The organism is Burkholderia sp. Z1 (assembly GCF_014893795.1).
GTDB lineage: Bacteria > Pseudomonadota > Gammaproteobacteria > Burkholderiales > Burkholderiaceae > Burkholderia > Burkholderia theae.
The window spans coordinates 1668502-1690975 of record NZ_JACFYL010000002.1 but is presented as its reverse complement, the minus strand read 5'-3'; the positions used below and the strand labels follow the sequence as shown (position 1 = coordinate 1690975).

The 22474-nt window shown below is 68.6% G+C and carries 19 protein-coding genes and 1 pseudogene; 13 read left to right on the top strand and 7 right to left on the bottom strand.

From position 1 onward, the window contains the following. Positions 1–19: 19 nt before the first annotated feature. Together H3H55_RS24595 and H3H55_RS24590 are read left to right on the top strand one after the other, a co-directional pair. Positions 20–452, top strand: a pseudogene (locus H3H55_RS24595) (hypothetical protein); the annotation flags it as partial. Next, a complete protein-coding gene (locus H3H55_RS24590) occupies positions 445–1038 on the top strand; it encodes an SCO family protein (RefSeq protein WP_193100574.1) in 594 nt (197 codons plus the stop codon). The pseudogene H3H55_RS24595 and the gene H3H55_RS24590, both read left to right, overlap by 8 nt. A gap of 77 nt (positions 1039–1115) precedes the next feature. On the opposite strand, the gene H3H55_RS24585 is transcribed toward H3H55_RS24590, so the two are convergent. From H3H55_RS24585 to H3H55_RS24575, 3 genes are read right to left on the bottom strand one after another with little or no spacing between them, the layout of a single operon-like run. After that, entirely contained in the window at positions 1116–2009 is an 894-nt protein-coding gene (locus H3H55_RS24585; RefSeq protein ID WP_193100573.1) for a DMT family transporter, read from the bottom strand. A gap of 8 nt (positions 2010–2017) precedes the next feature. After that, positions 2018–2806, bottom strand: coding sequence for a DUF2182 domain-containing protein (locus tag H3H55_RS24580; protein WP_129514864.1), 789 nt, complete (start codon positions 2804–2806; stop codon positions 2018–2020). A gap of 23 nt (positions 2807–2829) precedes the next feature. Continuing rightward, entirely contained in the window at positions 2830–3432 is a 603-nt protein-coding gene (locus H3H55_RS24575) for a DUF1326 domain-containing protein (RefSeq protein WP_048244541.1), read from the bottom strand. A gap of 345 nt (positions 3433–3777) precedes the next feature. Between H3H55_RS24575 and H3H55_RS24570 the strand changes: the two genes are divergently transcribed. After that, positions 3778–4182, top strand: a complete 405-nt coding sequence (locus tag H3H55_RS24570) for a lysozyme inhibitor LprI family protein (RefSeq protein ID WP_193100572.1) — start codon at positions 3778–3780, stop codon at positions 4180–4182. 72 nt (positions 4183–4254) lie between these two features. On the opposite strand, the gene H3H55_RS24565 is transcribed toward H3H55_RS24570, so the two are convergent. Together H3H55_RS24565 and H3H55_RS24560 are read right to left on the bottom strand one after the other, a co-directional pair. After that, on the bottom strand, positions 4255–4902 hold the full coding sequence (locus H3H55_RS24565; RefSeq protein ID WP_006755659.1) for a response regulator transcription factor: 648 nt from the start codon (positions 4900–4902) through the stop codon (positions 4255–4257). Next, complete coding sequence (locus tag H3H55_RS24560; RefSeq protein WP_193100571.1) at positions 4899–7013, bottom strand: PAS domain S-box protein; 2115 nt, start codon at positions 7011–7013, stop codon at positions 4899–4901. Before H3H55_RS24560 ends, H3H55_RS24565 begins: the two co-directional genes overlap by 4 nt. Before the next feature lie 320 nt (positions 7014–7333). Between H3H55_RS24560 and H3H55_RS24555 the strand changes: the two genes are divergently transcribed. From H3H55_RS24555 to H3H55_RS24535, 5 genes are all read left to right on the top strand, one after another. Beyond that, a complete protein-coding gene (locus tag H3H55_RS24555) occupies positions 7334–7804 on the top strand; it encodes a universal stress protein (protein WP_048244536.1) in 471 nt (156 codons plus the stop codon). Positions 7805–8176: 372 nt separating this feature from the next. Beyond that, positions 8177–8683 carry a cupin domain-containing protein gene (locus H3H55_RS24550; RefSeq protein ID WP_193100570.1) on the top strand — a complete coding sequence of 169 codons (507 nt, stop codon included), beginning with the start codon at positions 8177–8179 and terminating at the stop codon, positions 8681–8683. 187 nt (positions 8684–8870) lie between these two features. Further along, positions 8871–9896, top strand: coding sequence for a DedA family protein/thiosulfate sulfurtransferase GlpE (locus H3H55_RS24545; RefSeq protein ID WP_193102138.1), 1026 nt, complete (start codon positions 8871–8873; stop codon positions 9894–9896). Positions 9897–10338: 442 nt separating this feature from the next. Further along, positions 10339–11721: an amino acid permease gene (locus H3H55_RS24540; protein ID WP_193100569.1), complete on the top strand. Its 1383-nt coding sequence runs from the start codon at positions 10339–10341 to the stop codon at positions 11719–11721. A 208-nt stretch (positions 11722–11929) separates the two neighbouring features. Beyond that, the gene (locus H3H55_RS24535; RefSeq protein WP_129514870.1) at positions 11930–12865 is read left to right on the top strand and encodes a universal stress protein; all 936 of its coding nucleotides are present in this window, start codon (positions 11930–11932) and stop codon (positions 12863–12865) included. 480 nt (positions 12866–13345) lie between these two features. Here the strand turns inward: H3H55_RS24535 and H3H55_RS24530 are convergent, their stop codons facing one another. Further along, positions 13346–13780: a hypothetical protein gene (locus tag H3H55_RS24530; RefSeq protein ID WP_193100568.1), complete on the bottom strand. Its 435-nt coding sequence runs from the start codon at positions 13778–13780 to the stop codon at positions 13346–13348. A 556-nt stretch (positions 13781–14336) separates the two neighbouring features. Here H3H55_RS24530 and H3H55_RS24525 point away from each other — a divergent pair. Next, positions 14337–14594, top strand: coding sequence for a DUF3562 domain-containing protein (locus H3H55_RS24525; RefSeq protein ID WP_129514872.1), 258 nt, complete (start codon positions 14337–14339; stop codon positions 14592–14594). Between the two features lie 328 nt (positions 14595–14922). Next, the gene (locus H3H55_RS24520; protein ID WP_193100567.1) at positions 14923–16722 is read left to right on the top strand and encodes a methyl-accepting chemotaxis protein; all 1800 of its coding nucleotides are present in this window, start codon (positions 14923–14925) and stop codon (positions 16720–16722) included. A gap of 168 nt (positions 16723–16890) precedes the next feature. On the opposite strand, the gene H3H55_RS24515 is transcribed toward H3H55_RS24520, so the two are convergent. Further along, positions 16891–17139 (bottom strand): hypothetical protein, encoded by a 249-nt coding sequence (locus H3H55_RS24515; protein ID WP_193100566.1) that lies wholly within the window; start codon positions 17137–17139, stop codon positions 16891–16893. 389 nt (positions 17140–17528) lie between these two features. Between H3H55_RS24515 and H3H55_RS24510 the strand changes: the two genes are divergently transcribed. The 3 genes from H3H55_RS24510 to H3H55_RS24500 all read left to right on the top strand — a co-directional run bounded on the left by H3H55_RS24510 (position 17529) and on the right by H3H55_RS24500 (position 22465). Then, positions 17529–18407: a MipA/OmpV family protein gene (locus H3H55_RS24510; RefSeq protein ID WP_193102137.1), complete on the top strand. Its 879-nt coding sequence runs from the start codon at positions 17529–17531 to the stop codon at positions 18405–18407. 66 nt (positions 18408–18473) lie between these two features. Further along, positions 18474–20168 carry a VRR-NUC domain-containing protein gene (locus tag H3H55_RS24505; protein WP_193100565.1) on the top strand — a complete coding sequence of 565 codons (1695 nt, stop codon included), beginning with the start codon at positions 18474–18476 and terminating at the stop codon, positions 20166–20168. Beyond that, positions 20165–22465, top strand: a complete 2301-nt coding sequence (locus tag H3H55_RS24500; protein ID WP_193100564.1) for an ATP-dependent DNA helicase — start codon at positions 20165–20167, stop codon at positions 22463–22465. Before H3H55_RS24505 ends, H3H55_RS24500 begins: the two co-directional genes overlap by 4 nt. Positions 22466–22474: the final 9 nt, after the last annotated feature.

Below are 22474 nucleotides of genomic sequence, written 5' to 3'. Positions count from 1 at the left end.
TCCCCGATTCGGGCGGCGCGTGGCGGCGTGGCTGGCAGGCGCGTGCGTCGCCACGGCGATGTACGGCGGGAGCGCCGCCGCGGCCGGCGACGCTCCCGCGCGCGGTCAGGCACTCTTCGACGGCGCCGCGCCGCTGCAAGGGCGGCTGTCGACGCATCCGGACAGCCTGCCGCCGCCCGTGGTGCGCTGCGCGAACTGCCATGCGGCGGGCGCGGGGCCGGCCGTGCCGAACTCGCTTGCGCCGCGTCTCACGCACGACTGGCTGACTGCGCCGCGCGGCCGGCGCGGCGGCCCGCTGACGCGCTACGATCGCGACGCCTTCTGCGCGCTGCTGCGCACCGGCCTCGATCCGGCCTATGTCCTCGTCAACGTCGAGATGCCGCGCTACACGCTCAATGAACGCGACTGCACGGCGCTCTGGCGATATTTGAACGGAGGCGGGGCATGAGCGTACTGGACGAGCACGCCCGTCGGCGGCGCGCGTGGCTGACGGCGGCGCTCGCGCTGGCGGCGCTGCGACCCGGCTCGGCGCCCGCCGTCCCGATCGTCGGCTATCACGGCGGGCGCGTCACGCCGCCGGTACCGGTGCCGGACGTACCGGTACACACGGCAGACGGCCGCGCGACCCGTTTGCGCGCGCTGCTGAACGGCCGGGTGACGGCATTGCAGCTATTCTTCACCGGTTGTTCGTCGACCTGTCCTATCCAGGGCGCCGTGTTCCAGCGCGTGCAAGGATTGCTGGGGCCGCGCGGGCATCCCGACGTGCAGTTGCTGTCGCTCAGCGTCAGTCCGCTCGAGGACACACCCGCGCGGATGCGCGCGTGGCTCGCACGCTTCGATGCGAGGCCGGGCTGGATCGCGGCCGCGCCGGAGCTGAAGGATGTGGACGTATTGCAGGCGTTGTTTGGCGGCGGACTCACGGGACTCGACAATCACAGCACGCAGGTCCAGGTGGTCGACCGGGCTGGCGCGCTGATCTGGCGGACCTACGAATTGCCGTCAGCCGAATCGGTCGCGGACATCTTGCGGCGCGCGTGAGCAGCGCGCCGCAAGATGACACGCTTGTTTCCGCACGCCCGCATGAGCCGGGGTGTACGCGGTGCGTCTGCCTCGCGTCACCGTGCGGCGCTCGCGTGGCGGGCGCGGGTCGCGAGCACGGCCGCGACGCCACCGAGAATGGCGGCCGACGCGAGCGCAAGCCGCCAGGTCGGCTGTTCCGACAGCAACAGCACGGCACCGCACGCGGCAAGCGGCGGCACGGACAACTGGATCGCCGCGGCGCGCATGGCCGTGAGGTGCCGCAGCGCGGCATACCAGACGACGTAGCCGAGGCCTGATGTGAGCGCACCGGAAAGCACGGCAAGCGCGACGCCGGCCGGCGTCAGGTGGATGCGGGCGGCGAGTACGGCGCTCAACGCGAGCGCCAGCGGTGCGGCACGCAGGAAGTTGCCGGCGGTCGCCGCGACCGGATCGGCAGGCTTGCGGCCGCGAATCGAATAGATACCCCATGCAACGCCGGCGACGGTCATCAGCGCGGCGCCTTGCGGCGTCGGCGCCGCGAGCCCCGGCGACACGAGATACAGCAGCCCGCCGAGCGCGACACCGAAGCCGGCCCAGCCCGCCGGGGCGAACCGTTCGCCGGCGCGCCATCCCCACGCGAACATCGTCAGTTGCACCGCGCCGAACAGGATCAGCGCGCCGGTTGCCGCACTGACGGTCAGATACGCGAACGAGAAGCACGCGACATAGGCGAACAGCATCGCCGCCGCGGGCCAGTCCGCGGGTGGCACGGGCCGTCGCGCACTCGTGCGCACGATGATCGCGAGCATGAGCGCGCCCGCCACGAGTCGCACGCTGCCGAAGCTGGCCGCGTCGATCCGCCCGGCCTGCAGCGCGAGCCGGCACAGCAGCGAATTCGATGCGAATGCGAGCATCGCGACGGACGTCAGCGCGACGACCCGCACGCCCGGCCGCAGGTGCAGCGCGAACACGGAGGCGGGCGGGCGCATCGCGGGCCTCACGCGTGGTTCGCGACGATCAGCACCGCCACACCGAACAGCGCGGCGCCGAGCGGCGCCGTGAGTTGCCGTCCCCACGTTGCGTTCTTTTCAAGGGCCATCAGCGCGGCAAGCGACAGCATCCAGCCGAGACTGCCGGCGCCGACGACGAACATCAGCAGCATCAGCGCCCAGCAGCACCCGACGCAGAAGAGCCCGTGGCTTGCGCCCAGCGCAAACGCGTGCCGCAGCGGCGCGCGACCGCGCCAGTGGCTGATCACGAAACTGAAAGGGGTGCGGCAACGGTCCAGGCAGCGTTCCTTCAGGCTGCTGAACTGAAATGCGCCGGCGAGCGCGAACACGGCCGCGCCGATCAGCCAGCCGCGCCACGCGAGTGCCGGCACGTGCGCAACGCCCGTCAGCACAAGGGCATGCAGGCCGTGCGCGACGAGGCCGAAGCCGCTCCACGCGGCGACGTAGCCGACGCCGACGAGCGCGAGCAGGCGCGTCTGGTCGGGGCGGCTCGCGACGACGCGCGCGAACGCGTCGAACAACGACAGCGTCGTCGGCAGCATCATCGCGAGAATCATCAGCGTCCAGGCGGCCGCGTCGAGCACGGCCGGCAGCCATAGCGCGCCGCCCGGCAGCGCGCGACAAAGCACGCTGAACGGTGCGGAGGCGTCGCCGTCGCCGTGCTCGAGATAACGCCCGTACGGACTGCGCGTCCACGCCCACAACGTGACCCACGCGAATGCAACGAGGCTCGTGAGCACAAGCGGAAACAGGCGCCGGTGCAGCGACGCTGCCATGGCTGTTTCCGTGCGACCGCGATTCACGCGTCGAACAGGAACGTGCTCTGCAACGCGTTGTGATTCTTCAGATCGACGTCGATGCCGATCGCCGCATTCTTCGATCGATAGACGGGCGCCTTGCCGACGAACACGGGGGCGCCGGGCACGGTCGAGAACACGGTGTCGGTCAGCGTCGTCTGTGCACCGCTCGGGCCCAGGTACGGCTCGAGTTCCGCGTGATAGTCGGTGCCGATCGACAGTGTGCCGCGTGCACCCTCGACGTCGAATCGGATCGGTGCGCGCTCGATCGACACGACCGTACCGATCAGTTTCGCGAGCTCGGCGATCGGGCCGCCGGCTTGCCCTGTGTAGACCTTGAGCAGCGCCTGCTCCTGCGCTTCGGACGCCGTGTCGCTGACAAAAATCGCGGCTGTCCAGTTGCCTTGCAGGATATTGCCCGGCACGCGGCACACCGCGGCGATCGTGTTGCCGCCGACGTCTACGCCGTCGACCGTGCCCTTGTCCACATGCCAGGCGACGATGGTGTCGCACACGCCGAAATCCGGATCCTCGCCGATCCAGCAGGGGCACAGTACGCGACAGTTGCAGACCTCGAGCAGACGGCCTTCCAGGTGATAGCTCATGATTTCCTCCAGAGAGCGACGGCGATTGCGCGTGGCGCAGGACGGAGGAAACCGGCTGACGAAACAAACGTCACACCCGCTCGGCGGCACGAACGCGAAATGCGCAGAGGAATGCGCGGAAGCGGAGACGGGATGGATGCGATAACACGGGCCTGATGCGGCGTATCGATTTTCCCAGTGTAGGCGTGCGTGAACGATATGCAAGCCGGCGCGCGCATGATGCCGGCTGACAAGCGATCGCGCGTGCGCTAGCATCGCGGACGGTGTCGCCGCGCGCCGAGGCGCGGCTGGGGCGTCAGGCTCCGCACCGGGTTCCACGACCTCAACGAACAACAAGGAGCATCCATGCGTGTCTTGACCGGTCTGCTGTGCTCGCTGGCACTGGCGGCGAACGTCGCCCATGCGCAGACGAATTGTGCGGACGCGACGGATCAGGCGGCGATGACGGCATGTGCCGACCGCGCGTACAAGAAATCCGACGGGGAATTGAACCGGACCTACCAGGCCGTCACCGCGCGCCTGCGCGATGCGCGGCCGCTTGCCGACAAACTGGTGAATGCGCAGCGCGCGTGGATCGCGTACCGCGATGCCGAATGCAATTTCTCCAGCGCGAACGCCGAGGGCGGCAGCGTGTATCCGATGGTCGTGTCGACCTGCCTCGACGATCTGACGAAGGCGCGCACCGAAACGCTGAAGGGTTATCTGTCCTGCGAGGAAGGCGACCTCGCGTGCCCGGTGCCTGCCAAGTAAAGGTCGCGTACGGTGCACCCGGCCGCATGCCGCGGCCGGTCAATCCAGCGATCCGCTGCTGGACGTCGTCCGTTACACGTCGTCCGTTTCGTCGAGCAGCTTGTGCCGCATCGCATAGCGCACGAGTGCCGCTTCGTGCGGCATCTGCATCTTTTCCAGGATCCGCGTCTTGTAGGTGCTGACCGTCTTCGCGCTCACGCACAGCGCCTGCGCGATCTCGGTCAGCGTCTGGCCGGCGGCGATCCGCCGGAACACGTCGAATTCGCGGTCGGACAGCCGCTGGTGCGGCAACGTCTCGGCCGGCTCGTTCAGGCTCTGCGCGAACTGCTCCGCCATCGCGAGGCTCACGTAGACGCCGCCCGAGGCCACCTTGGTCACCGCGCCGACCAGCTCGGCGCTCGCGCTTTCCTTCGTCAGATAGCCCGACGCACCCGCACGGAATGCGCGCACCGCGTATTGCTGTTCCGCGTGCATCGTCAGCACGAGCACGCGCAGCGCGGGCTTCTCGTCCTTGATCTGCTTGATCAGTTCGACGCCGTTGCGGCCCGGCATCGACAGGTCGAGCACGAGCACCTGCGCGGGCGTCGAACGCACGAGCGCGATCGTCGACGGGCCGTCGCAGGCTTCTCCGGCCACCTCGAATCCGGTGGCGTTCTGGAGGATGTGTCGTAGACCGTCACGCACGAGCGTGTGGTCGTCGGCGATGAGCACCTTGATCATGAGATAAGCGTTTCCTGTTGAACGGTACTGAGCGGAAACGACACGGTAATCGAGAAACCGCGCGCGAGCGCGGTGTCGATCGTCACGGTGCCGCCCAGCATGTGTGCGCGTTCGCGAATGCCGATCAGGCCGAACGATTTGTCCTCGTGGGCCGGACCGCCGGGCGCCGCGCCGCGGCCGTTGTCCGCGACGCGCAACACGCAGAAGCCTTCCTCGACGTCGAGCCGCAGCGCGACGCGCGTCGCATCCGCATGGCGCGCGACGTTCGTCAGCGCTTCCTGAACGATGCGGAACAGCGTGGTTGCGCCCGCGCTGGTAAAGGTGAGGCCGCCGGTTTCGACGTGACGCTCGACATCGATTCCGTAGCGGTTCGTGAAATCGTTCGCGAGCCATTCGATCGCGGGCACGAGGCCGAGATCGTCGAGCATCACGGGCCGCAGGTCGGCCGCGATGCGCCGCACCGATGCGACCGTTGCGTCGATCAGCCGCCGCATGCCTTGCAGGTGCGACTGCACGTCCTCGTCGGGTTGCGCGCGGCCGGGCACGCGCAACTGCTGCTCGACGACCGACAGGTCCATCTTCAGCGCAGTGAGTTGCTGGCCGAGATCGTCATGCAGTTCGCGTGCGATGCGGGTCTTTTCTTCCTCGCGCACGTTCTGCAGGTTCGCCGACAGTTCGCGCAATTCCTCGCGCGACCGCTTCAGCGCGTTCTCGGCACGCAGCCGCTCGGTGATGTCGCGCAGCATCACCGTGTAGAGCTTGCCCGACGCATCGCGGATCTGCGAGATCGATGCCTCGATCGGAAATTCCTCGCCGTTGGCGCGCAGCCCGAACAGCACGCGCTGGCGGCCCATCTGCCGCTCGGAAACGCCCGTCACGCCGAACTGGTCGACGTGCTTCGCGTGCGCGGCGCGGAACCGTTCGGGGATGAAGCGCGACAGCGGTGCGCCGATCGCCTCCATCGCGGACACGCCGAACACCTGCTCGGCCATCGGATTGAAGATCACGACGGTCTGCTTCTCGTCGATCGTGATGATCGCTTCCATCGACGAACGGATGATGCCCATCATCCGCGCCTCGTTGAGGATGCCGCGGCTGCTCGCGCCGGCATCCGCCGCGGCGCCGGACCGGCCGCGCACCAGCGCATGGACGAGCGCCGCGAACGCGAACGACGCGATCAGCCCCGCGGCGAGCACGGTGCCGGCCGCGCGCTGCGCGCCGGTCGCGCTCGGGCGGCCGTCCGCGGAATAGGCGAGCGTCAGCACGGTGCCGCCGAAATTCAGTTCCTCGGTGCGCCGCAACAGGTCGGGCGACGTCGAGGCCTCGTCGGTCGTCGTCTCGACGCTGACGATCGCGCGCCGATCGCCGCCGGCGGTCATCCACAGGTCGATCCCGCGTTCCGCGTCGAGCGCGCGCTCGACCAGGCGCCGCGGGCTCAGCGCCGCGAACAGCACCCCGTCGGCGCCGGCTTCGCGCGTGCCGGAGGGTGTGGCGGCCGCATGCGGCGAGGTGGTCACGGGCAGGAACAGCGTGAGGGTGCGCGCGTCGCGCGATGTGTCGTCGTCGGCCGAGTGGACGCCGAGTGCGATGTCGCCAGACTGCAGCGCGCGCGCCAGCGGCGCGGCGTCGGACGTGCCGAAGCGCACGACCGACGAACTCGATGCGGGCGCGCTGAGTGTCGCGGCCGCGAACGCGCCCGCCGGCATCGGTCTCGCGCCGGCGAGGGCACTGCGCGTCGCGGGCGGCAGCGGGACATAGCCGATCTGCCGGACCGGCGAGCGGCCGCTGTCGAGATCGAGCGTCTCCGCATAACGGCGCCATTGCTCGGGCGTCATGTCCGGGACGAGATTGAACACGCCGCGCGCGCCTTCAAGCACGGCGACGCCGGACTGCAGCTCGTGGCGCAGCATCGCGGTCACGTGTGTCGTGCGGCGTTCGAAGCGTGTACGGACGGCGCTTTGCCACTGCTCGCGCACCAGCAGGGCGACGCCGAGCGACAGCACCGCGCCGGCGCACAGCGCAACGACGCCGGCCGCGAGCGGCTGGCGTAACATGATCTGGAGGCGCGTGGGCCCTCGGGCATCACGCGTCGGGGTTCCACTGGCGGTCATTCGATGGTCATTCGGTTGTCGGGGCAGCCCTTAGCACTCGGGCAGCGCGGCAAAACCGGGCAAAACTCGCACCGGCTGCGTGCAACGTCTATTTTCAAGATGAAATTGTGCGCGTTTTACACTTTTTATGTAATGGGGTCAGCTGAAAATGCGGCAAACGGTGCGGAGCAGCGGGCGTGCCGGCCGCGCTTGACGCGCATCAAGAGGCGCGTCGGCACGTGGAGCAGACTGTTCGGCAGGCAAGTCGGCACCGGGTCGGCTTGCGGTAACGGGCCGCCGTTGCGCAACGCGCGACGCGTGTCCGGTCGGAGGGACGGACCATGTACAAGCGGATTTTCGTCGGGCTCGACGGCAGCCCGAGCGCGCGTCTCGCGCTGAACGAGGCGATCCGGATCGCAGCGGCGTCAGGGGGCGAGGTCACTTGCGCGTACGTTGTCGAGCATCGGCCGCAGCTCGTCGACGTCGATGCGGGCTTCGCGGCCGAGCGCGACGGCGATGCGGCCGCCACCGCTGCCGCGACGCCGGTGCTCGACGCCGCGAAAGCGGTGCTCGAGCAGCAGCACGTGCAGGGCTCCGTGCGCGCGCTCGACGCATACGGCGAGGACGTCGCCACGGTGCTGATGCGCACGGCGGCCGAAGCCGACGCCGACCTGATCGTGATGGGCACGAGCGGGCGACACGGGCTGCGCCGGCTGCTGCTCGGCAGCGTCGCGGAATCGCTGCTGCGCGCGGCCGACCGGCCCGTGCTGCTGGTGCGGCACGACGAGCCGGCCGCGCCGACGGCCGCGTGATGCACGCGGTGAGGCGCTGACGCATCAGCGATCGCGGGCAGGGGACTGCCGCTCGCGTTCGCCGGATGTCTGCGTGATGAAACGCGCGACGCGCCGATCGGCGCATCGCGCGCGAGTGCGCCTGTCGCGTTCGACGCATGCGTCGTCGGGACGAGGGCGCCCCGGATGCGCACGCATGGGCGTTTTTGCGCACCCGCGGTTGCATCCCGACACGCAGTTCTGGCAGCATCGACCGGTGTCCGCTTCTTCGCCGCGTGCATGGCCGCGGCGATCGACGCTGCGGCATCCGTCAGTAGCCGACCCGGTCGCATCCGCGATGAACGGGGCCGTACGCCGGATGCCCGGTTCCTTACCTTACCGACGTCATCCGCCATGCCGATTTCCGCCGCCGACCTGATTCGCCAGTTCAATCTGCAGCCGCACCCCGAGGGCGGCTATTTCCGCGAAACCTACCGCGCGACCGATGCGGTCGTGCGGCCGGCCGACGGCGCGCCGCGCGCCGCGTCGACCGCGATCTACTACCTGCTGTGCGACGGCGCCTATTCGTCGTGGCACCGGATCCGTTCCGACGAGGTCTGGCATTTCTACGCAGGCGATCCGATCGAAGTGTGGGTGCTCGACGAACGAGAAGGGCTGACGATCCACCGGCTCGGCAATCCACTCACGCATCCGGGCACCGTGTTCCAGGCAGTCGTGCCGGCCGGATGCTGGTTCGGCGCGCGCTGCGCAATGCCGGAGCACGTCGCGCTTGTCGGCTGTACGGTTGCGCCGGGGTTCGAGTTCGCGGAATTCGAGCTGGCGGATCCGGCCACGCTGGCCGCCGCGTTTCCCGACTACGCGGAACACGTCGCCCAGCTCGCGCCGCGTCCGGACGCGTAAGCGCGACAGCGGCGCAGGCAGCGGCCAGAAGCCCGCGCGGACGGCGTGTGTTCCGCGCGATTATGGCCAAACCCGTTTAGAATGCCCGTCATGCACAGGGTCGGCTGCGGACGTGCCGCGGCGGCCGTTGCGCAGCCGTCCCGACGCCCCCGGTCGCACGGCCCGCATGTCTTCCAGGAGCGCCGCCGTGTGGCACTTTCCGATTGCAATTCCATCGTCGCTCGGCCCTTGGGCCGTGTTCGCGAGCGTGTTGATCACGCAGCTCGGCGTGCCGGTGCCGGCCGTGCCGATGCTGATTCTCGGCGGCACGATGGCGGCAATGGGGCAGGCGTCGTGGGCCAGCATGTTCGCGGCGGCGATCGGCGCGACGATGCTCGCCGATTCACTGTGGTTCTTCATGGGCCGTACGCGCGGCCGGCGCCTGCTGAACGGCCTCGTGCGCTTCTCGCTGTCGCTCGACACGACGCTGCGCTTCGCGCGTAACGTATTCGAAAGATACGGCGCGCCGCTGCTCGTGCTGTCCAAATTCCTGCCGGGCCTCGGCCTCGTGTCGGCGCCGCTGCTCGGCACGACCGCGATCGGCGTCGGCGTGTTCCTGTTCTGGGATCTGGCCGGCGCGTCGCTGTGGGCCGCGTTCTGGCTGATCGGCGGTGCGGCCATTCACGACCAGATCGTGCAGTTCGTGCTGTGGGTGCGCGCGAGCGGCGGCACGATCCTCGACGCGTTCCTCGCGATCTTCATCACGTTCCTGCTGTACCGTTGGGTGCGCCGCGTGCAGTTCCGCCGTTATCTCGCCCAGGTTCGCATCTCGCCGCCGCAGCTGGTCGAGATGATGACGTCGGACGAGCCGCCGCTGATCTTCGATGCGCGGCCGAAAGCGATTCGCGAGCGCGAGCCGTACCGGATCGCCGGCGCGGTGCCGGTCGATCTCGATTCGCCGGACCTGCTCGACCCGGAATTGCTGAAACGGCCGATCGTCGTGTATTGCGTGTGCCCGAACGAGGCCACGGCCAAGCGCCTGATCGCGAAGATGCAGCGCAAGAAGATGATCCACAACATCCGGGCGCTGAAGGGCGGCCTCGATGCGTGGGAGAAGCACGGCTTCCCGGTCGAGCCACTGCCGGCCGACCTCGATGCGTCGCGTTATTTCGTGCGTCCCGAACACGGGGCGCTCGAAGGCGAATATACGGTGCGCGCGACACTGTCCAAATAAATGCGCGCGCGATGTTGCGCGCATTTCAATTCCCCCATCCGTTTCACGCACCACGATTTTTACGAAAATCGGCTGGCGTGAAACGTCTGATCATTCTTATAATCCCGCCTGCATATTGCGTGTGCTTGATTGCACACATTCGACGCGCATTCGTTCGCGCCGAAAACGATTGATCCCGTTGCCGTCCGTCTCGCGCACAGCCGCGTCGCACGGGCCGCACGGGCGTATTCCGTGAAAGGCCCGATCCGTTTCCGGATTGTTCCGGGAAATGCGGATAATCCGCGGCGACTCCCATCGGATTGACGCAGTATCCGAGTCGTTTCTCATTTGGAAATCGACGATGGGGATTATTTCGTTTTCGGCTGCCAGTATCGGCATGAACGGTCGCGCATTGACATCGACACAATGATGGCGGCCCGCACGCGGCTGCCAGGAGACGAACTTGAAACAACCAGAAGACCAGTTGCACCGCGGGCTGGAGGAACGGCACATCAACCTGATGGCGCTCGGCGCGACGATCGGCGTCGGCCTGTTCCTCGGCTCGGCCACCGCGATCCGCACGGCCGGCCCGGCCATCCTGCTGACCTACCTGCTGGGCGGCATCGCGATCTTCCTGATCATGCGCGCGCTCGGCGAGATGGCGATCACCAATCCGGTCGCCGGCGCGTTCAGCCGCTACGCGCGCGACTACCTCGGCCCGCTCGCCGGCTACCTGACCGGCTGGACCTACTGGTTCGTGTGGATCGTCACCTGCATGGCGGAAATCACGGCGGTTGGCGTCTACATGCACATGTGGTTCCCGAGCATACCGAACTGGATCTGGGCGCTCGCGGCGCTCGTGGCGATGGGCTCGGTGAACTTCATCGCGGTCAAGCTGTACGGTGAATTCGAGTTCTGGTTCGCGCTGATCAAGATCGTCACGATCGTGCTGATGATCATCGGTGGCGGGCTGATGATCGCGTTCGGCATCGGCAACGGCGGTGTCGCGACCGGCATCTCGAACCTGTGGGCGCACGGTGGTTTCATGCCGAACGGCATCGGCGGCGTGATCGGCGCGCTGCCGATCGTGATGTTCGCGTATCTCGGCGTCGAGATGCTCGGGCTTACGGCCGGCGAGGCGCGCAACCCGGAGAAGTCGCTGACGAAGGCCGTGAACTCGGTGTTCTGGCGCGTGCTGATTTTCTACATCGGCGCGCTGTTCGTGATCATGTCGCTCTATCCGTGGGACCAGATCGGCACGCAGGGCAGCCCGTTCGTGATGACGTTCTCGCGGCTCGGCATTCCGGCCGCCGCCGGCATCATCAACTTCGTCGTGCTGACCGCGGCGCTGTCGTCGTGCAACAGCGGCCTGTTCAGCACCGCGCGGATGCTCTACAACCTCGCGCAGCAGGGCCAGGCGCCCAGCAAGCTCGGCCGCGTGAACCGCAACGGCGTGCCGGTGTACGGCGTGATCGTGTCGGTCGCGCTGCTGCTGATCGGCGTGCTGCTCAACTATCTCGCGCCGCAGCACGTGTTCACGTGGCTCACGTCGGTGTCGACGTTCGGTGCGATCTGGACTTGGTGCGTGATCCTGATCGCGCAGATGCGCTTTCGCCGCACGCTGTCGGCCGACAAGATCGCGCGCCTGCCGATCCGCGTGCCGTTCTATCCGCTCGGTTCGTATGTCGCGCTCGGGTTTCTCGCGCTGGTCGTCGTGCTGATGGCATTCACGCCCGATACGCGCATCGCGCTCGTGATCGGGCCGGTATGGATCGTGCTGCTCGGCATCGCGTATGCGCTGTTCTACGCGAACCGGCCGGCGGCATCGGTGCCGACGAAGTCGTAAGCGGCGCGGGCAGGGGCCGCGCGATCGTTGATCGCGATCATGCGCGCGCGGGCCGGACGTCCTATGCTGAACAAATCGCTTGTCCGCGCTTCGCGTGGCTACCCGCCGATCCCTGCGACCGCGGCGGCTGTCCGGCCGCCGCGCGCCGCTTCCGCGCGAAGTTCCCGTCGTCGCTCCGCGGCGACGCGCACGCACGGAGGCCTTCGCCATGCAGCCTGCCCAGTCCATCCCGACACTCGCGCGGATCGCGCTGGCCGTCGATCCGACGCCCGAATCGCTGTCCGCCGCGCGCTATGCGCGAACGCTGCTGCGTCCCGGCATGCGATTGCGCATCATCTGCGCAATCGACAATCCGCGCCTCGTGCTGCCCGACATCCCGCGCATCGACGCACTGCTGACGTCCGCACGCGAGGACATGATCGGAGACGCGCAAGCCATCAACGCGCGAATCGCGGCGCTGTTCGCCGACAGCGGCATCGAAGTCGAGCAGACCATCGTCGATACGTCGGTCACGGGCGGCTCGGTCGCCGATGCGCTGGTGAACGACACGTCGGCGTGGCGCGCGGACGTGCTGATGGTCGGCGCGAATCCGCATCACGGGCTGCTAAGGCTCGTCGAAGGCGCGGTGTCGGACACGCTGACGACGCGCGCGCGCTGCGCGCTGCTGATCGTGCCGGCCACTTATGCGCGACCGTCGGACGGCACGCTGCAGCGGCTGATGTTCGCGGTCGACGGCAGCGAACCGTCGCTGCACGCAGTGCGCGTCGGGCTCGGCTTCGCGGCGCCGACGACGTTGCTGTACGCGGCGTACGTGATCGATCGCGCGGTTCGTCTGACCGATATCGTGCCGGTGCGCGCGCTCGAGGATGCGTACCGCGCGGAGGGCGAGGATGCGCTGGCGAAGATCGGCCCGCTGTTTCATGCGACCGGGAACCCGACCAAGCGCGGCGTCGTCGAAACCCGCCCGACGAGCGACGACGTGGCCCATGCGCTGATGCGCGACGCCGTGCACTGGCGAGCGGAACTGCTGGTGGTCGGCACGCATGGCCGGCGTGGCCTCGCCGCCTGGCTGATCGGCAGCGTCGCGCGCCGTGTTGCGCACCTCGCGCAAGTGCCAGTGCTGCTCGTACGCGGGGACGAATGAATCGCGCGGTGTCGAGCGCAAAGCGGGCTTGAGTTGACTTGCGTCAGAAATGGCGTGTTTATCGCGTGAGACATTGACGGAACATCCGGCGACGCAGCCGGTCTGTCGTGCATGCGTAACGACAGCCACGCATGAGCGCGAGCAGCGATCACATCACTTCCGGAGCCGTGCCATGCATCGAATGGCGCGTCATCCGACCGAGAACTCTCTGGCACGAGGGTAGGCAGCCACCGGCTGCCTTGGAGGACGGGCGGGGTGCAAGTCACCCCGTCCGCTTTCCCCATTTATGTTTTTGGCCCCGTCAGCTTTCTTTCCTAGCAGGAATCGTTGTGCATGCCGCCGAGTTGCGCGGCGTGCGATGACGCGCGGTCGCGGCATGTGTGGCGTTGCCGTCCGTGCACGGCACGCGGCAGGCGTTGCAGAGGAGAGTGCGGGATGCAGCCATGACACGGCCTCGTGCCATGTCGGCTGCCTGCACGCTCAGGTGATGCGAGGAATCGACCGCAGGTCGTGCCGACGGGCGGCACCGCGGCGGACACACCGGTGTTGGCGCATGGCATGCAGCGGCGCACACACGCTGCACGTGCGGTTGCGCAGGCGGTTCGCGTGCGGCCAGCCGGGGCGCGCCTTGCGGCGAGTCTCCGAAACGGCCGGCGCGTCGTCCGCGGCCCGCGCGCGAATTGCGGCGGCGAACCGTTGCAGCGAGAGTAGCGATCCCGCGACGCTCTGGTATTTTTCGCGGCCGATCTGCCCGTCCAGCGTAACGAGCAGCCCGGCTTCGCGTGCGAGCGCGAGCAAGGTGTCGAGATCGTCGGCCGGGCGGTTGCCGTCCGACACGGGCCGCGCGGGCAGGGCGCGCGCGTTGCACGTCACACGCCGCTGGCCGTCCCGGCCCGGAATATTGCGATGTTTCATGGTTGGTCTCCTGCGCCGGACCCCGCATGCCGGCTCGACGGCCGGCTGAGCGATGACCCGGTATGAACGTTTCGTTCATGTACCCAGTATCGTGCTGCAATAACGCGCTGCCAAGCGGCGCGCGCTGAAGTCGTTGTCAGGTATTGCGCGGCGCGTATCGGAATCCGCTGACACGCGCGGCGGCCGATCGGCCGGTGCGGCGGCGACCCGGCGCATTCATTCCGACGAATGAACGGCGTGCGTCGGACGTCGCTTGACGCATGATTTCGGCCAGTCTAAGTTCCCCACTGCATCGGCGTCGCGCGGCGTTCCACCGCTCGACCGTCAGCCGGTGCCGCGCCTCGGGGTGGCGTGGCAGGGTTTCCAGTCTCGTTCGCGGGCAGTTTGCGCCGCGAACCATGCGCGGCCGGTCCGGGGACGGATCGGCGCGGCGGCACGCAACGTGCCGTTGATCGCGCGCAAACACACGCCGGCGCATCGCACGCCGCGCGGCCGTCCAGTCTTTAAACTTCCGGTACCGTCATCTTTTCGTTCCTCGACCGTCAGGAGTCCGTCGATGTCCAAGGACAATTTGCTCGATTCACTCAAGGAAGCCGCCGAACAGCGTGCGATCGACGCGGATCAGTTGCGCGCGATGCTCGACGACGAAGTGCGCGTGTTGTCGTCCGGCGCGCGCGTGCACGACTACATCCATGTGTTCGCGATCCGGCACCTGCGCGAACGCATGCGCCAGCAGGGCGATCTCGTCGACAACGACACGCCGGCCGGTGCGCCGCCCACGGAATCCGATCCACGCCCGAGCCATCGTCTGTGACGGGCGCTCGCCGCGGCTGACGCCGCACGCGTTATCCGTTCCGTCGCCGGCCGCGACCGGATCCCGCTCGACCTTCATGCAGGCGGCCGACGGCGAGCCGGCCGACCCGACGCGCCGGTGATTCCCGCACGCAGGTTGCCGCGCTCGGCAGCCTTCGCGCGAGGCGTCAGCCGGGCGCGGCCATCCTTGCGATATGCCGACAGTCACCGACGCCTTTCGTCATACGTTTCACTGAATTGTCACAACGGCCTCAAGTAAGTGGCGCGATTGCCGTTTACCCGGTGAATTCGTCCACCGGGCGTTCGCGCTCCCTTACCGAGTCGTTGCCATGCTCTCGTCCATCCGCGCCCGCATCCTCGCCGCGTGCGTCGCCATCGTCGTATTCGCGCTCGTCGCCACCACGCTGATCAACTATTTCATTGCACACTCGTACAACGACGACGCGATCGACCGCAACCTGACCTCCGTCGCGAGCGGCCACGTGGTCGGGATCGCCGACTGGGTCGCCACCCGGAGCCGGATGATCGCATCGCTGCAGGATGCCGCGCTGGCGCCCGATCCGCTGCCGGTGTTCAAGCAGATGGCCGCGGCCGGCGGCTTCACGAACGTCTACGCGGGCTATGCCGACAAGGCGTTCCGCTTCTCCGACCCGACCGGCATTCCGCCCGACTACGACCCGACCGGCCGCCCGTGGTACAAGCAGGCCGCGCAGGCCGGCAAACCGGTTGTCACGCCGCCTTACGTCGACGCCGGCACGGGCAACCTCGTGGTCACGTTCGCGGTGCCGATCCTGCGCGACGGCGCGCTGAAGGGCGTCGTCGCCGCGGACGTCGCGATGGACAGCGTGATCGCCAACGTGAAATCGATCCGCCCGACGCCCGCAAGCTTCGGGATGTTGATCGACAGCAGCGGCCACGTCGTCGCGCACCCGGACCCGAAGCTCACGCTGAAGGCGGTTGCCGACGTATCGCCCGAGCTCGGCGCGATGGGTGCCGCGTCGGTCGCGGCCGCGAATGCGCCCGTCGAGGTGAGCGTCGGCGGCGACGCGAAGCTGGTGCGCGCACGGCCCGTGCCGGGCACCGACTGGTATGCGCTGGTGCTGCTCGACAAAGCCGAAGCGACGGCCGGGATGCGCTCGCTGCTGACCGCGTCGCTGATCACGCTGGTCGTGATCGTCGGCGTCGCGTCGCTGATCATCGGCGCAATCACCGCGACCGCGTTCCGCCGCCTGTCGCAGGTGCGCCAGGCGATGGCCGCGATCGGCTCGGGCGCCGGCGACCTGACGCAGCGCCTGCCGGCCGATGGCCGCGACGAAGTCGCCGACATCGCGCGCTCGTTCAACAGCTTCGTCGACAAGCTGAACGACGTGATGCGCCAGATCCGCGACGCGAGCGAATCGGTGCGCACGGCCGCGAACGAGATCGCGGCAGGCAACCAGGATTTGTCGTCGCGCACCGAATCGGCGGCGGCGAGCCTCGAGGAAACGGCTGCGTCGATGGAAGAGATCACCGCGACGGTCGGCCAGTCGGCCGCGGCGGCCGGTCAGGCCGACGAACGCGCGGCGGCCGCGTCGCGGATCGCGTCGCACGGCGGCGTGGTCGTGTCGGACGTCGTCGCGACGATGGAGAAGATCGAGGAGGCGTCGGGCCGGATCGGCGACATCATCGGCGTGATCGACGGCATTGCGTTCCAGACCAACATCCTCGCGCTGAACGCGGCCGTCGAAGCGGCGCGCGCGGGCGAGCAGGGCCGCGGCTTCGCGGTCGTCGCGCAGGAAGTGCGCAGCCTCGCGCAACGCAGCGCGCAGGCCGCGCGCGAAGTGAAGGTGCTGGTCGAATCGACGGTCGCGAGCGTGTCGGCCGGGTCCGGGCAGGTGCGCCAGGCCGGCGACACGATGCGCGAGATCGTCTCCAACGTGTCGAACGTGACGACGATCATCTCCGAGATCACGCACGCGGCGAACGAACAGACGCGCGGCATCCAGGAGGTGAATCGCGCGGTCACGCAGCTCGACGAAATGGTGCAGCAGAACGCGGCGCTCGTCGAACAGTCGACCGCCGCCGCGACCGCGCTGCAGTCGCAGGCAAACGCGCTGGCGACCACGGTCGGGCGGTTCAAGGTCGCGTGACGCGACCTGCGCAGGACGCGGCCGCGCCGGTCAGGAGCGGCCGTTGTCGCGCATCAGCGCGAGCCGGTTGCAGTGCGTTGATCCCAAGCGCCTTCGTCGCGCGGCTCGTTGCCGTCGAAGTGGCACAGCGTCGCCGCGATGAAACGCTGTACGGGCCGGGTACCGCCGTCAGCCCTGATCGCGGGGCGGGGGCGGGACGTGCGGCGCGCGACGTTCGTGCTTGTCAGCCGGCTTGGCGGGGTCGATACGGGTCGCGCCGCCGACGGCGGGCGGGTCGCTGGCCGGAAACGACTCCTCGAGCCCTTCGTCGATTCGTTCTTCCGTCTTGTCTTTGGATGGCGGGCGCGACGTGGCGAGCCGGAACAGTCGGGCAGCCGGTAACCCGGCGTCGCGGCAGCCGGGGACTTGAACGTTCATGGTCGAACCTCCTTGTCGGTGATGCAGCGCGCGAGCGCCGTGCCTGCCCGGCATCGGCCGCTCGATGCCTGCGCGCCGCTGAAACGGAGAGGACATCGTGATGCATCCATCCTCGAAAAGGATACGTTACGACGCGAACGGTTGCGGCGACGAATTCGCGGCTATCACGTCGAATGCCTCCGATTCCATCACGCTTCACCGGTTCGTTCCGAAGTACGGCAAGGTGCCCGCGCACAGCGGGCGCTTTGCGTCTGCGCGCGCGTCGCGTAGGATGTTCGTCAATTCAGCGCATGCTACGTTCGCGCCGCAGGCTGCCACTTGGTGCCGCCGAGGAGGCGCGACGCGCTTTCCCTCAGGTTCGTTTCGCGCAACCGACGGAGACCGCCTTGATGACTGTTGATTGCCCGTTGCTGTCACCCGGCGCACGCCGGTTCGTATCCGGCCTGTCGGCCTGTGCGGCGTTCGCCGCGGTCGGCGCCCGCGACGCGTCGGCCCAGACGCCTTCGCCGCTCGGCGAGTGGCAATACTCGGCGGGCGTGCCGCTCGAGAAACTGTACGACCCGAACATTTCCACCTGGGATATCAGCGTGGGCGCCGCGATGACGCTGCAGCCGCGCTATGCGGGCTCCGACCGTTATCGCGTGTTGGGCGGCCCGAATCTCGACATCCGCTATCGCGACCTGTTCTTCCTGTCGACGGGCGAGGGGCTCGGCGCGAACGTGCTGCGCGGGCCGAACTGGCGCGTAAGCCTGTCCGTCGGTTACGACCTCGGGCGCCGTTCGGCCGACGATACCGAGCACCTGAACGGCCTCGACAACATCAACGCGGCGCCGGTGATGAAACTGGCGGCCGATTACGTGATCTCGAAGGAATTTCCGCTCGTGCTGCGTGCGGATATCCGGCGCAGCATCGGCGGCTCGAACGGTTGGGTCGGCGATTTCTCCGCGTACATGCCGCTGCCGGGCAGCAACGAGCATTTCTTCTGGTTCGCGGGGCCGACCGTGTCGTTCGCCGATTCGCGCTACATGAACAGCTGGTTCGGCGTGAACCAGGGCGCCGCCGCGCGTTCGGGGCTGCCTGCCTATTCGTCGGGCGCGGGGATCAAGTCGGTCGGCGCGGGGGTGACGATGGCCTGGTTCGTGAACAAGCACTGGTTCGTCACGATCGACGGCGCGATCGAACAGCTCGTCGGCCGCGCGGCGCGCAGCCCGATCACGCAGCAGTCGACCAACGGCGTGTTCGACATGTCGGTGAATTACCAGTTCTGACCGGGGCCGGGCAGCGTCACATTTGATATGATTCAGACCTGTACAAATGTACAGTGATCAAACTCCGTGACGCCTGTATCGCCGACGCCCCCGGCGTTTTACTACCTGACCAATTTCGAACGCGCGCTGGCCTGGCTCGGCGCGCGTTACGACGACCTGTTCGACGCGCACGAGCACGCATTCGTCCGGCATTTCGCGACGCTGCCGCAGGCGTCCCGTGCGCTCCTCGTGCGGATGCTGATGCGCAACGGGTCCGACTTCCGCGCCAGCAAGCTCGTATACGACGAAATCGGCTGCGCGCTCGATGCGGCCGCGTCGCTCGTCGAACTCGGCTGGGTCGATCCGGCACCCGCACTGACGCTCGACGAACTGTTCGCGCTGTCGACCAAGGCCGATCTGCTGCGCATCTTCCCGTCGCTCGCCGCGCATGCGGGTGAGCGCAAGCCCGAATGGCTCGAACGGCTGCGGCCCGCGCACGACATCGCGCAACCGCTCGACGCATGGTGCGCGCAGGCCGAAGACGTCGTGCTGCGCGTGACGGTCGGCGCGCTGTGCGATCGGCTGCGCCTGATGTTCTTCGGCAATCTCCATCAGGACTGGAGCGAGTTCGTGCTCGCCGATCTCGGTGTGTTCCAGTACGAAAGCGTGCCGATCGCGCCGTCGTCGCGTGCGTTCCAGCAGCGTGGCGACGTCGATGCGTATCTCGCGCTGCAGATGTGCCGCGACGCGCTCGACGTTTGGCCGGAAGATCTGCCGTTCGACGACCTGATGCGCGCGATCGATGCAGTGGACTGCGCGCAGCCGTGGCTCGCGACGCGTCGCGCGAAGCTGTTGTTCGCGCTCGGGCAGACGTGCGAGCGCCGGGCGGACTGGACCGCCGCGCTCGACGCTTACACGCGCAGCGCGTGGCCCGGCAGCCGCCATCGGCGCATCCGCGTGCTTGAGCGCTGCGGGCGCGACGACGACGCGCTCGCGCTGGCGCTCGATGCACGCGGCGGCTTCGAGAGCGACGAGGAACGCCAGCGCGTCGAGCGCATGCTGCCGCGCCTGCAGCGCCGCCTCGGCCAGCGCGTCGAACGCGTGGCAGCCGCGGCGGACGTGCCGCGCGAGACGCTCGTGCTTGCGCGTCCCGATGCGTTCGTCAGCGTCGAATTCGCGGTACGCGACCATCTCGCGCAGGCGGCTTCGCCGGTCCATTACGTCGAGAACACGCTGATCAATTCGCTGTTCGGGCTGCTGTGCTGGGAGCCCGTGTTCGCGGCCGTGCCCGGCGCGTTCTTCCACCCGTTCCAGCGCGGCCCGGCCGACCTGCATGCGCCCGATTTCGCCGCGCGCCGTGCGGATGCGTTCGCCGCGTGCTTCGCGCAACTCGATTCGGGCGCGTACCGCGACACGATCCGCCGGCATTTCGCGACGAAGACGGGACTGCAGTCGCCGTTCGTGTTCTGGGGCGTGCTGACCGACGAACTGCTCGACGAGGCGCTCGCCTGCCTGCCGCCCGAGCACTTGCGGCTATGGTTCACGCGCCTGCTCGCGGATATCCGCAGCAACCGCTCGGGGCTGCCCGATCTCGTGCGTTTCTGGCCCGGCGAGCGCCGCTACGAGCTGATCGAGGTGAAGGGCCCCGGCGACCGGCTGCAGGACAACCAGACGCGCTGGCTCGCGTATTGCGTCGCGCATGGCATTCCGGTGCGCGTCGTCGATGTCGAGTGGGCCGGCGCGGGCGTCGCGCAAGCCGAGGCGGCGGGGCTGTCCGCATGAGTTACGTCGTCGCGGTGCGGGCGATGTGCGAGTTCACCGCGCGGCGCGGCGATCTCGACCTGCGCTTCACGCCCGCGCCGACCGCGCTCGAAGGCATCGCCGGCCACGGCGCGGTCACGTCGAATCGCGGCGCGCGCTACGAAACCGAGATCGCGCTGACGGGCACGTGGGGCACGCTCACCGTGCGCGGTCGCGCGGACGGCTACGATCCCGTGGCGAACCGGCTCGAGGAAATCAAGACCTATCGCGGCAGCCTCGACGCGATGCCGGCTAACCACCGCGCGCTGCACTGGGCGCAGGCGAAGGTCTACGCGCACCTGATGTGCGACGCACGCGGTCTCGCCGAAATCGACGTCGCGCTCGTGTATTTCGACATCGTGTCCGAGCGCGAGACCGTGCTGACGGAAACGCTGGACGCGAGCACGCTCGCCGCGTTTTTCGCCGAGCAGTGCGCGTGTTTCGTCGGCTGGGCCGAGCGCGAGACGGCCCATCGCGCCGCGCGCGATACCGCGCTGCGCGCGCTCGCGTTTCCGCACGGGCAGTTCCGCAGCGGCCAGCGCGAGCTGGCGGTGTCCGTCTATCGTGCCGCGCGCGACGAGCGTTGCCTGATGGCGCAGGCGCCGACCGGCATCGGCAAGACGCTCGGCACCGTGTTCCCGCTGCTGAAGGCGTGCGGCGAGGGCGAGCTCGACCATGTGTTCTTCCTGACCGCGAAAACGCCCGGCCGCGCGCTCGCGCTCGAAGCGGCGACGACGCTCGGCGCCGGCACGCCCGCGCTGCCGCTGCGCGTGCTGGAGCTCGTCGCGCGCGACAAGGCGTGCGAGCATCCGGACAAAGCGTGCCACGGCGAATCATGCCCGCTCGCGCAAGGCTTCTACGACCGGCTGCCGGCCGCGCGCGACGCGGCGATCGGCGCCGGGCTGCTCGATCGCGACACGGTGCGCGCGGCCGCGCTCGCGCACGACGTCTGCCCGTACTACCTCGCGCAGGAGCTCGCGCGCTGGTCGGACATGGTGATCGGCGACTACAACTACTACTACGACGGCAGTGCGATGCTGCACACGCTCGCGCAGCAGAACCAGTGGCGCGTCGGCGTGCTCGTCGACGAGGCGCACAACCTGCTCGACCGCGCGCGCAAGATGTACAGCGCATCGCTCGATCCGTTCGCGTTCGCGGCCGCGCGCGAAGCCGCGCCCGCCGCGCTGCGCAAGGCCTTCGACCGGCTCGCCCGCGCGTGGGGTACGGTCAATCGCGCGCAGGCCGAGCGCTATGCCGCGTATCCGGACGTTCCGGGCCCGATCGTGTCGGCCGTGCAGAACCTCGTCGCGGCGATCGGCGAACACCTGACCGACGCGCCGCGCGCGAACGGCGACGCGCTGCTGCGGTTTCATTTCGAGGCGATCCAGTTCGGCGTGCTCGCCGACGCGTTCGACAGCGCGTCGATCTTCGACGCAACGCTGCACGGCGAACCGATGCCGCGCCAGCCGGCGCTCGACGGCGTCGCGTCGGCTCGCCGCCGGCATCGCGTCCAGTCGACGCTGTGCGTGCGCAACGTGATCCCGGCCGCCTTTCTTGCGCCGCGCTACGAAGCCGCGCGCGCGACCGTGCTGTTCTCGGGCACGCTGAGCCCGTTCCACTTCTACCGCGACACGCTCGGGCTGCCCGGCGATACGGGCTGGCTCGACGTCGACGGGCCGTTCCGCGCCGAGCAACTGACGGTGCGCGTCGCGAGCCACGTGTCGACGCGCTGGCGCGACCGCGACCGCTCGCTCGAACCGATCGCAGACCTGATCGCCGCGCAGTACGCGACGCGGCCCGGCAACTACCTTGGGTTCCTGAGCAGCTTCGACTACCTGGGGCGCGTGGTCGCGCTGATGCAGACGCGCCATCCGGAGGTGCCCGTGTGGGCGCAGGCGCCCGGCATGGCAGAAAGCGAGCGCGACGCGTTTCTCGCACGCTTCGACGCGGGCGGGCGCGGCGTCGGTTTCGCGGTGCTGGGCGGCGCGTTCTCGGAAGGCGTGGACCTGGTCGGCGAGCGGCTGATCGGCGCCTTCATCGCGACGCTCGGGCTGCCGCAGGTCAACGACGTCAACGAGCAGATGCGCCGAGCGATGGACGCGCGCTTCGGCAACGGCTACGACTACATGTACCTGTATCCGGGGCTGCAGAAGGTCGTGCAGGCGGCCGGGCGCGTGATCCGCACCGAACACGACGAGGGTGTCGTGCATCTGATCGACGACCGTTACCGGCGGCGCGAAGTGCGCGATCTGCTGCCGCGCTGGTGGCGGATCGGGTAAGGGTGAAGT

Bases quoted from the DNA above. Each gene is read 5' to 3' on its own strand.
- H3H55_RS24585 (WP_193100573.1), bottom strand. From the start codon at position 2,009: ATGCGCCCGCCCGCCTCCGTGTTCGCGCTGCACCTGCGGCCGGGCGTG.
- H3H55_RS24550 (WP_193100570.1), top strand. From the start codon at position 8,177: ATGCCGATTTCCGCCGCCGACCTGATTCGCCAGTTCAATCTGCAGCCG.
- H3H55_RS24575 (WP_048244541.1), bottom strand. From the start codon at position 3,432: ATGAGCTATCACCTGGAAGGCCGTCTGCTCGAGGTCTGCAACTGTCGC.
- H3H55_RS24555 (WP_048244536.1), top strand. From the start codon at position 7,334: ATGTACAAGCGGATTTTCGTCGGGCTCGACGGCAGCCCGAGCGCGCGT.
- H3H55_RS24535 (WP_129514870.1), top strand. From the start codon at position 11,930: ATGCAGCCTGCCCAGTCCATCCCGACACTCGCGCGGATCGCGCTGGCC.
- H3H55_RS24590 (WP_193100574.1), top strand. From the start codon at position 445: ATGAGCGTACTGGACGAGCACGCCCGTCGGCGGCGCGCGTGGCTGACG.
- H3H55_RS24570 (WP_193100572.1), top strand. From the start codon at position 3,778: ATGCGTGTCTTGACCGGTCTGCTGTGCTCGCTGGCACTGGCGGCGAAC.
- H3H55_RS24510 (WP_193102137.1), top strand. From the start codon at position 17,529: ATGACTGTTGATTGCCCGTTGCTGTCACCCGGCGCACGCCGGTTCGTA.
- H3H55_RS24500 (WP_193100564.1), top strand. From the start codon at position 20,165: ATGAGTTACGTCGTCGCGGTGCGGGCGATGTGCGAGTTCACCGCGCGG.
- H3H55_RS24560 (WP_193100571.1), bottom strand. From the start codon at position 7,013: ATGACCGCCAGTGGAACCCCGACGCGTGATGCCCGAGGGCCCACGCGC.
- H3H55_RS24530 (WP_193100568.1), bottom strand. From the start codon at position 13,780: ATGAAACATCGCAATATTCCGGGCCGGGACGGCCAGCGGCGTGTGACG.
- H3H55_RS24520 (WP_193100567.1), top strand. From the start codon at position 14,923: ATGCTCTCGTCCATCCGCGCCCGCATCCTCGCCGCGTGCGTCGCCATC.
- H3H55_RS24565 (WP_006755659.1), bottom strand. From the start codon at position 4,902: ATGATCAAGGTGCTCATCGCCGACGACCACACGCTCGTGCGTGACGGT.
- H3H55_RS24580 (WP_129514864.1), bottom strand. From the start codon at position 2,806: ATGGCAGCGTCGCTGCACCGGCGCCTGTTTCCGCTTGTGCTCACGAGC.
- H3H55_RS24525 (WP_129514872.1), top strand. From the start codon at position 14,337: ATGTCCAAGGACAATTTGCTCGATTCACTCAAGGAAGCCGCCGAACAG.
- H3H55_RS24515 (WP_193100566.1), bottom strand. From the start codon at position 17,139: ATGAACGTTCAAGTCCCCGGCTGCCGCGACGCCGGGTTACCGGCTGCC.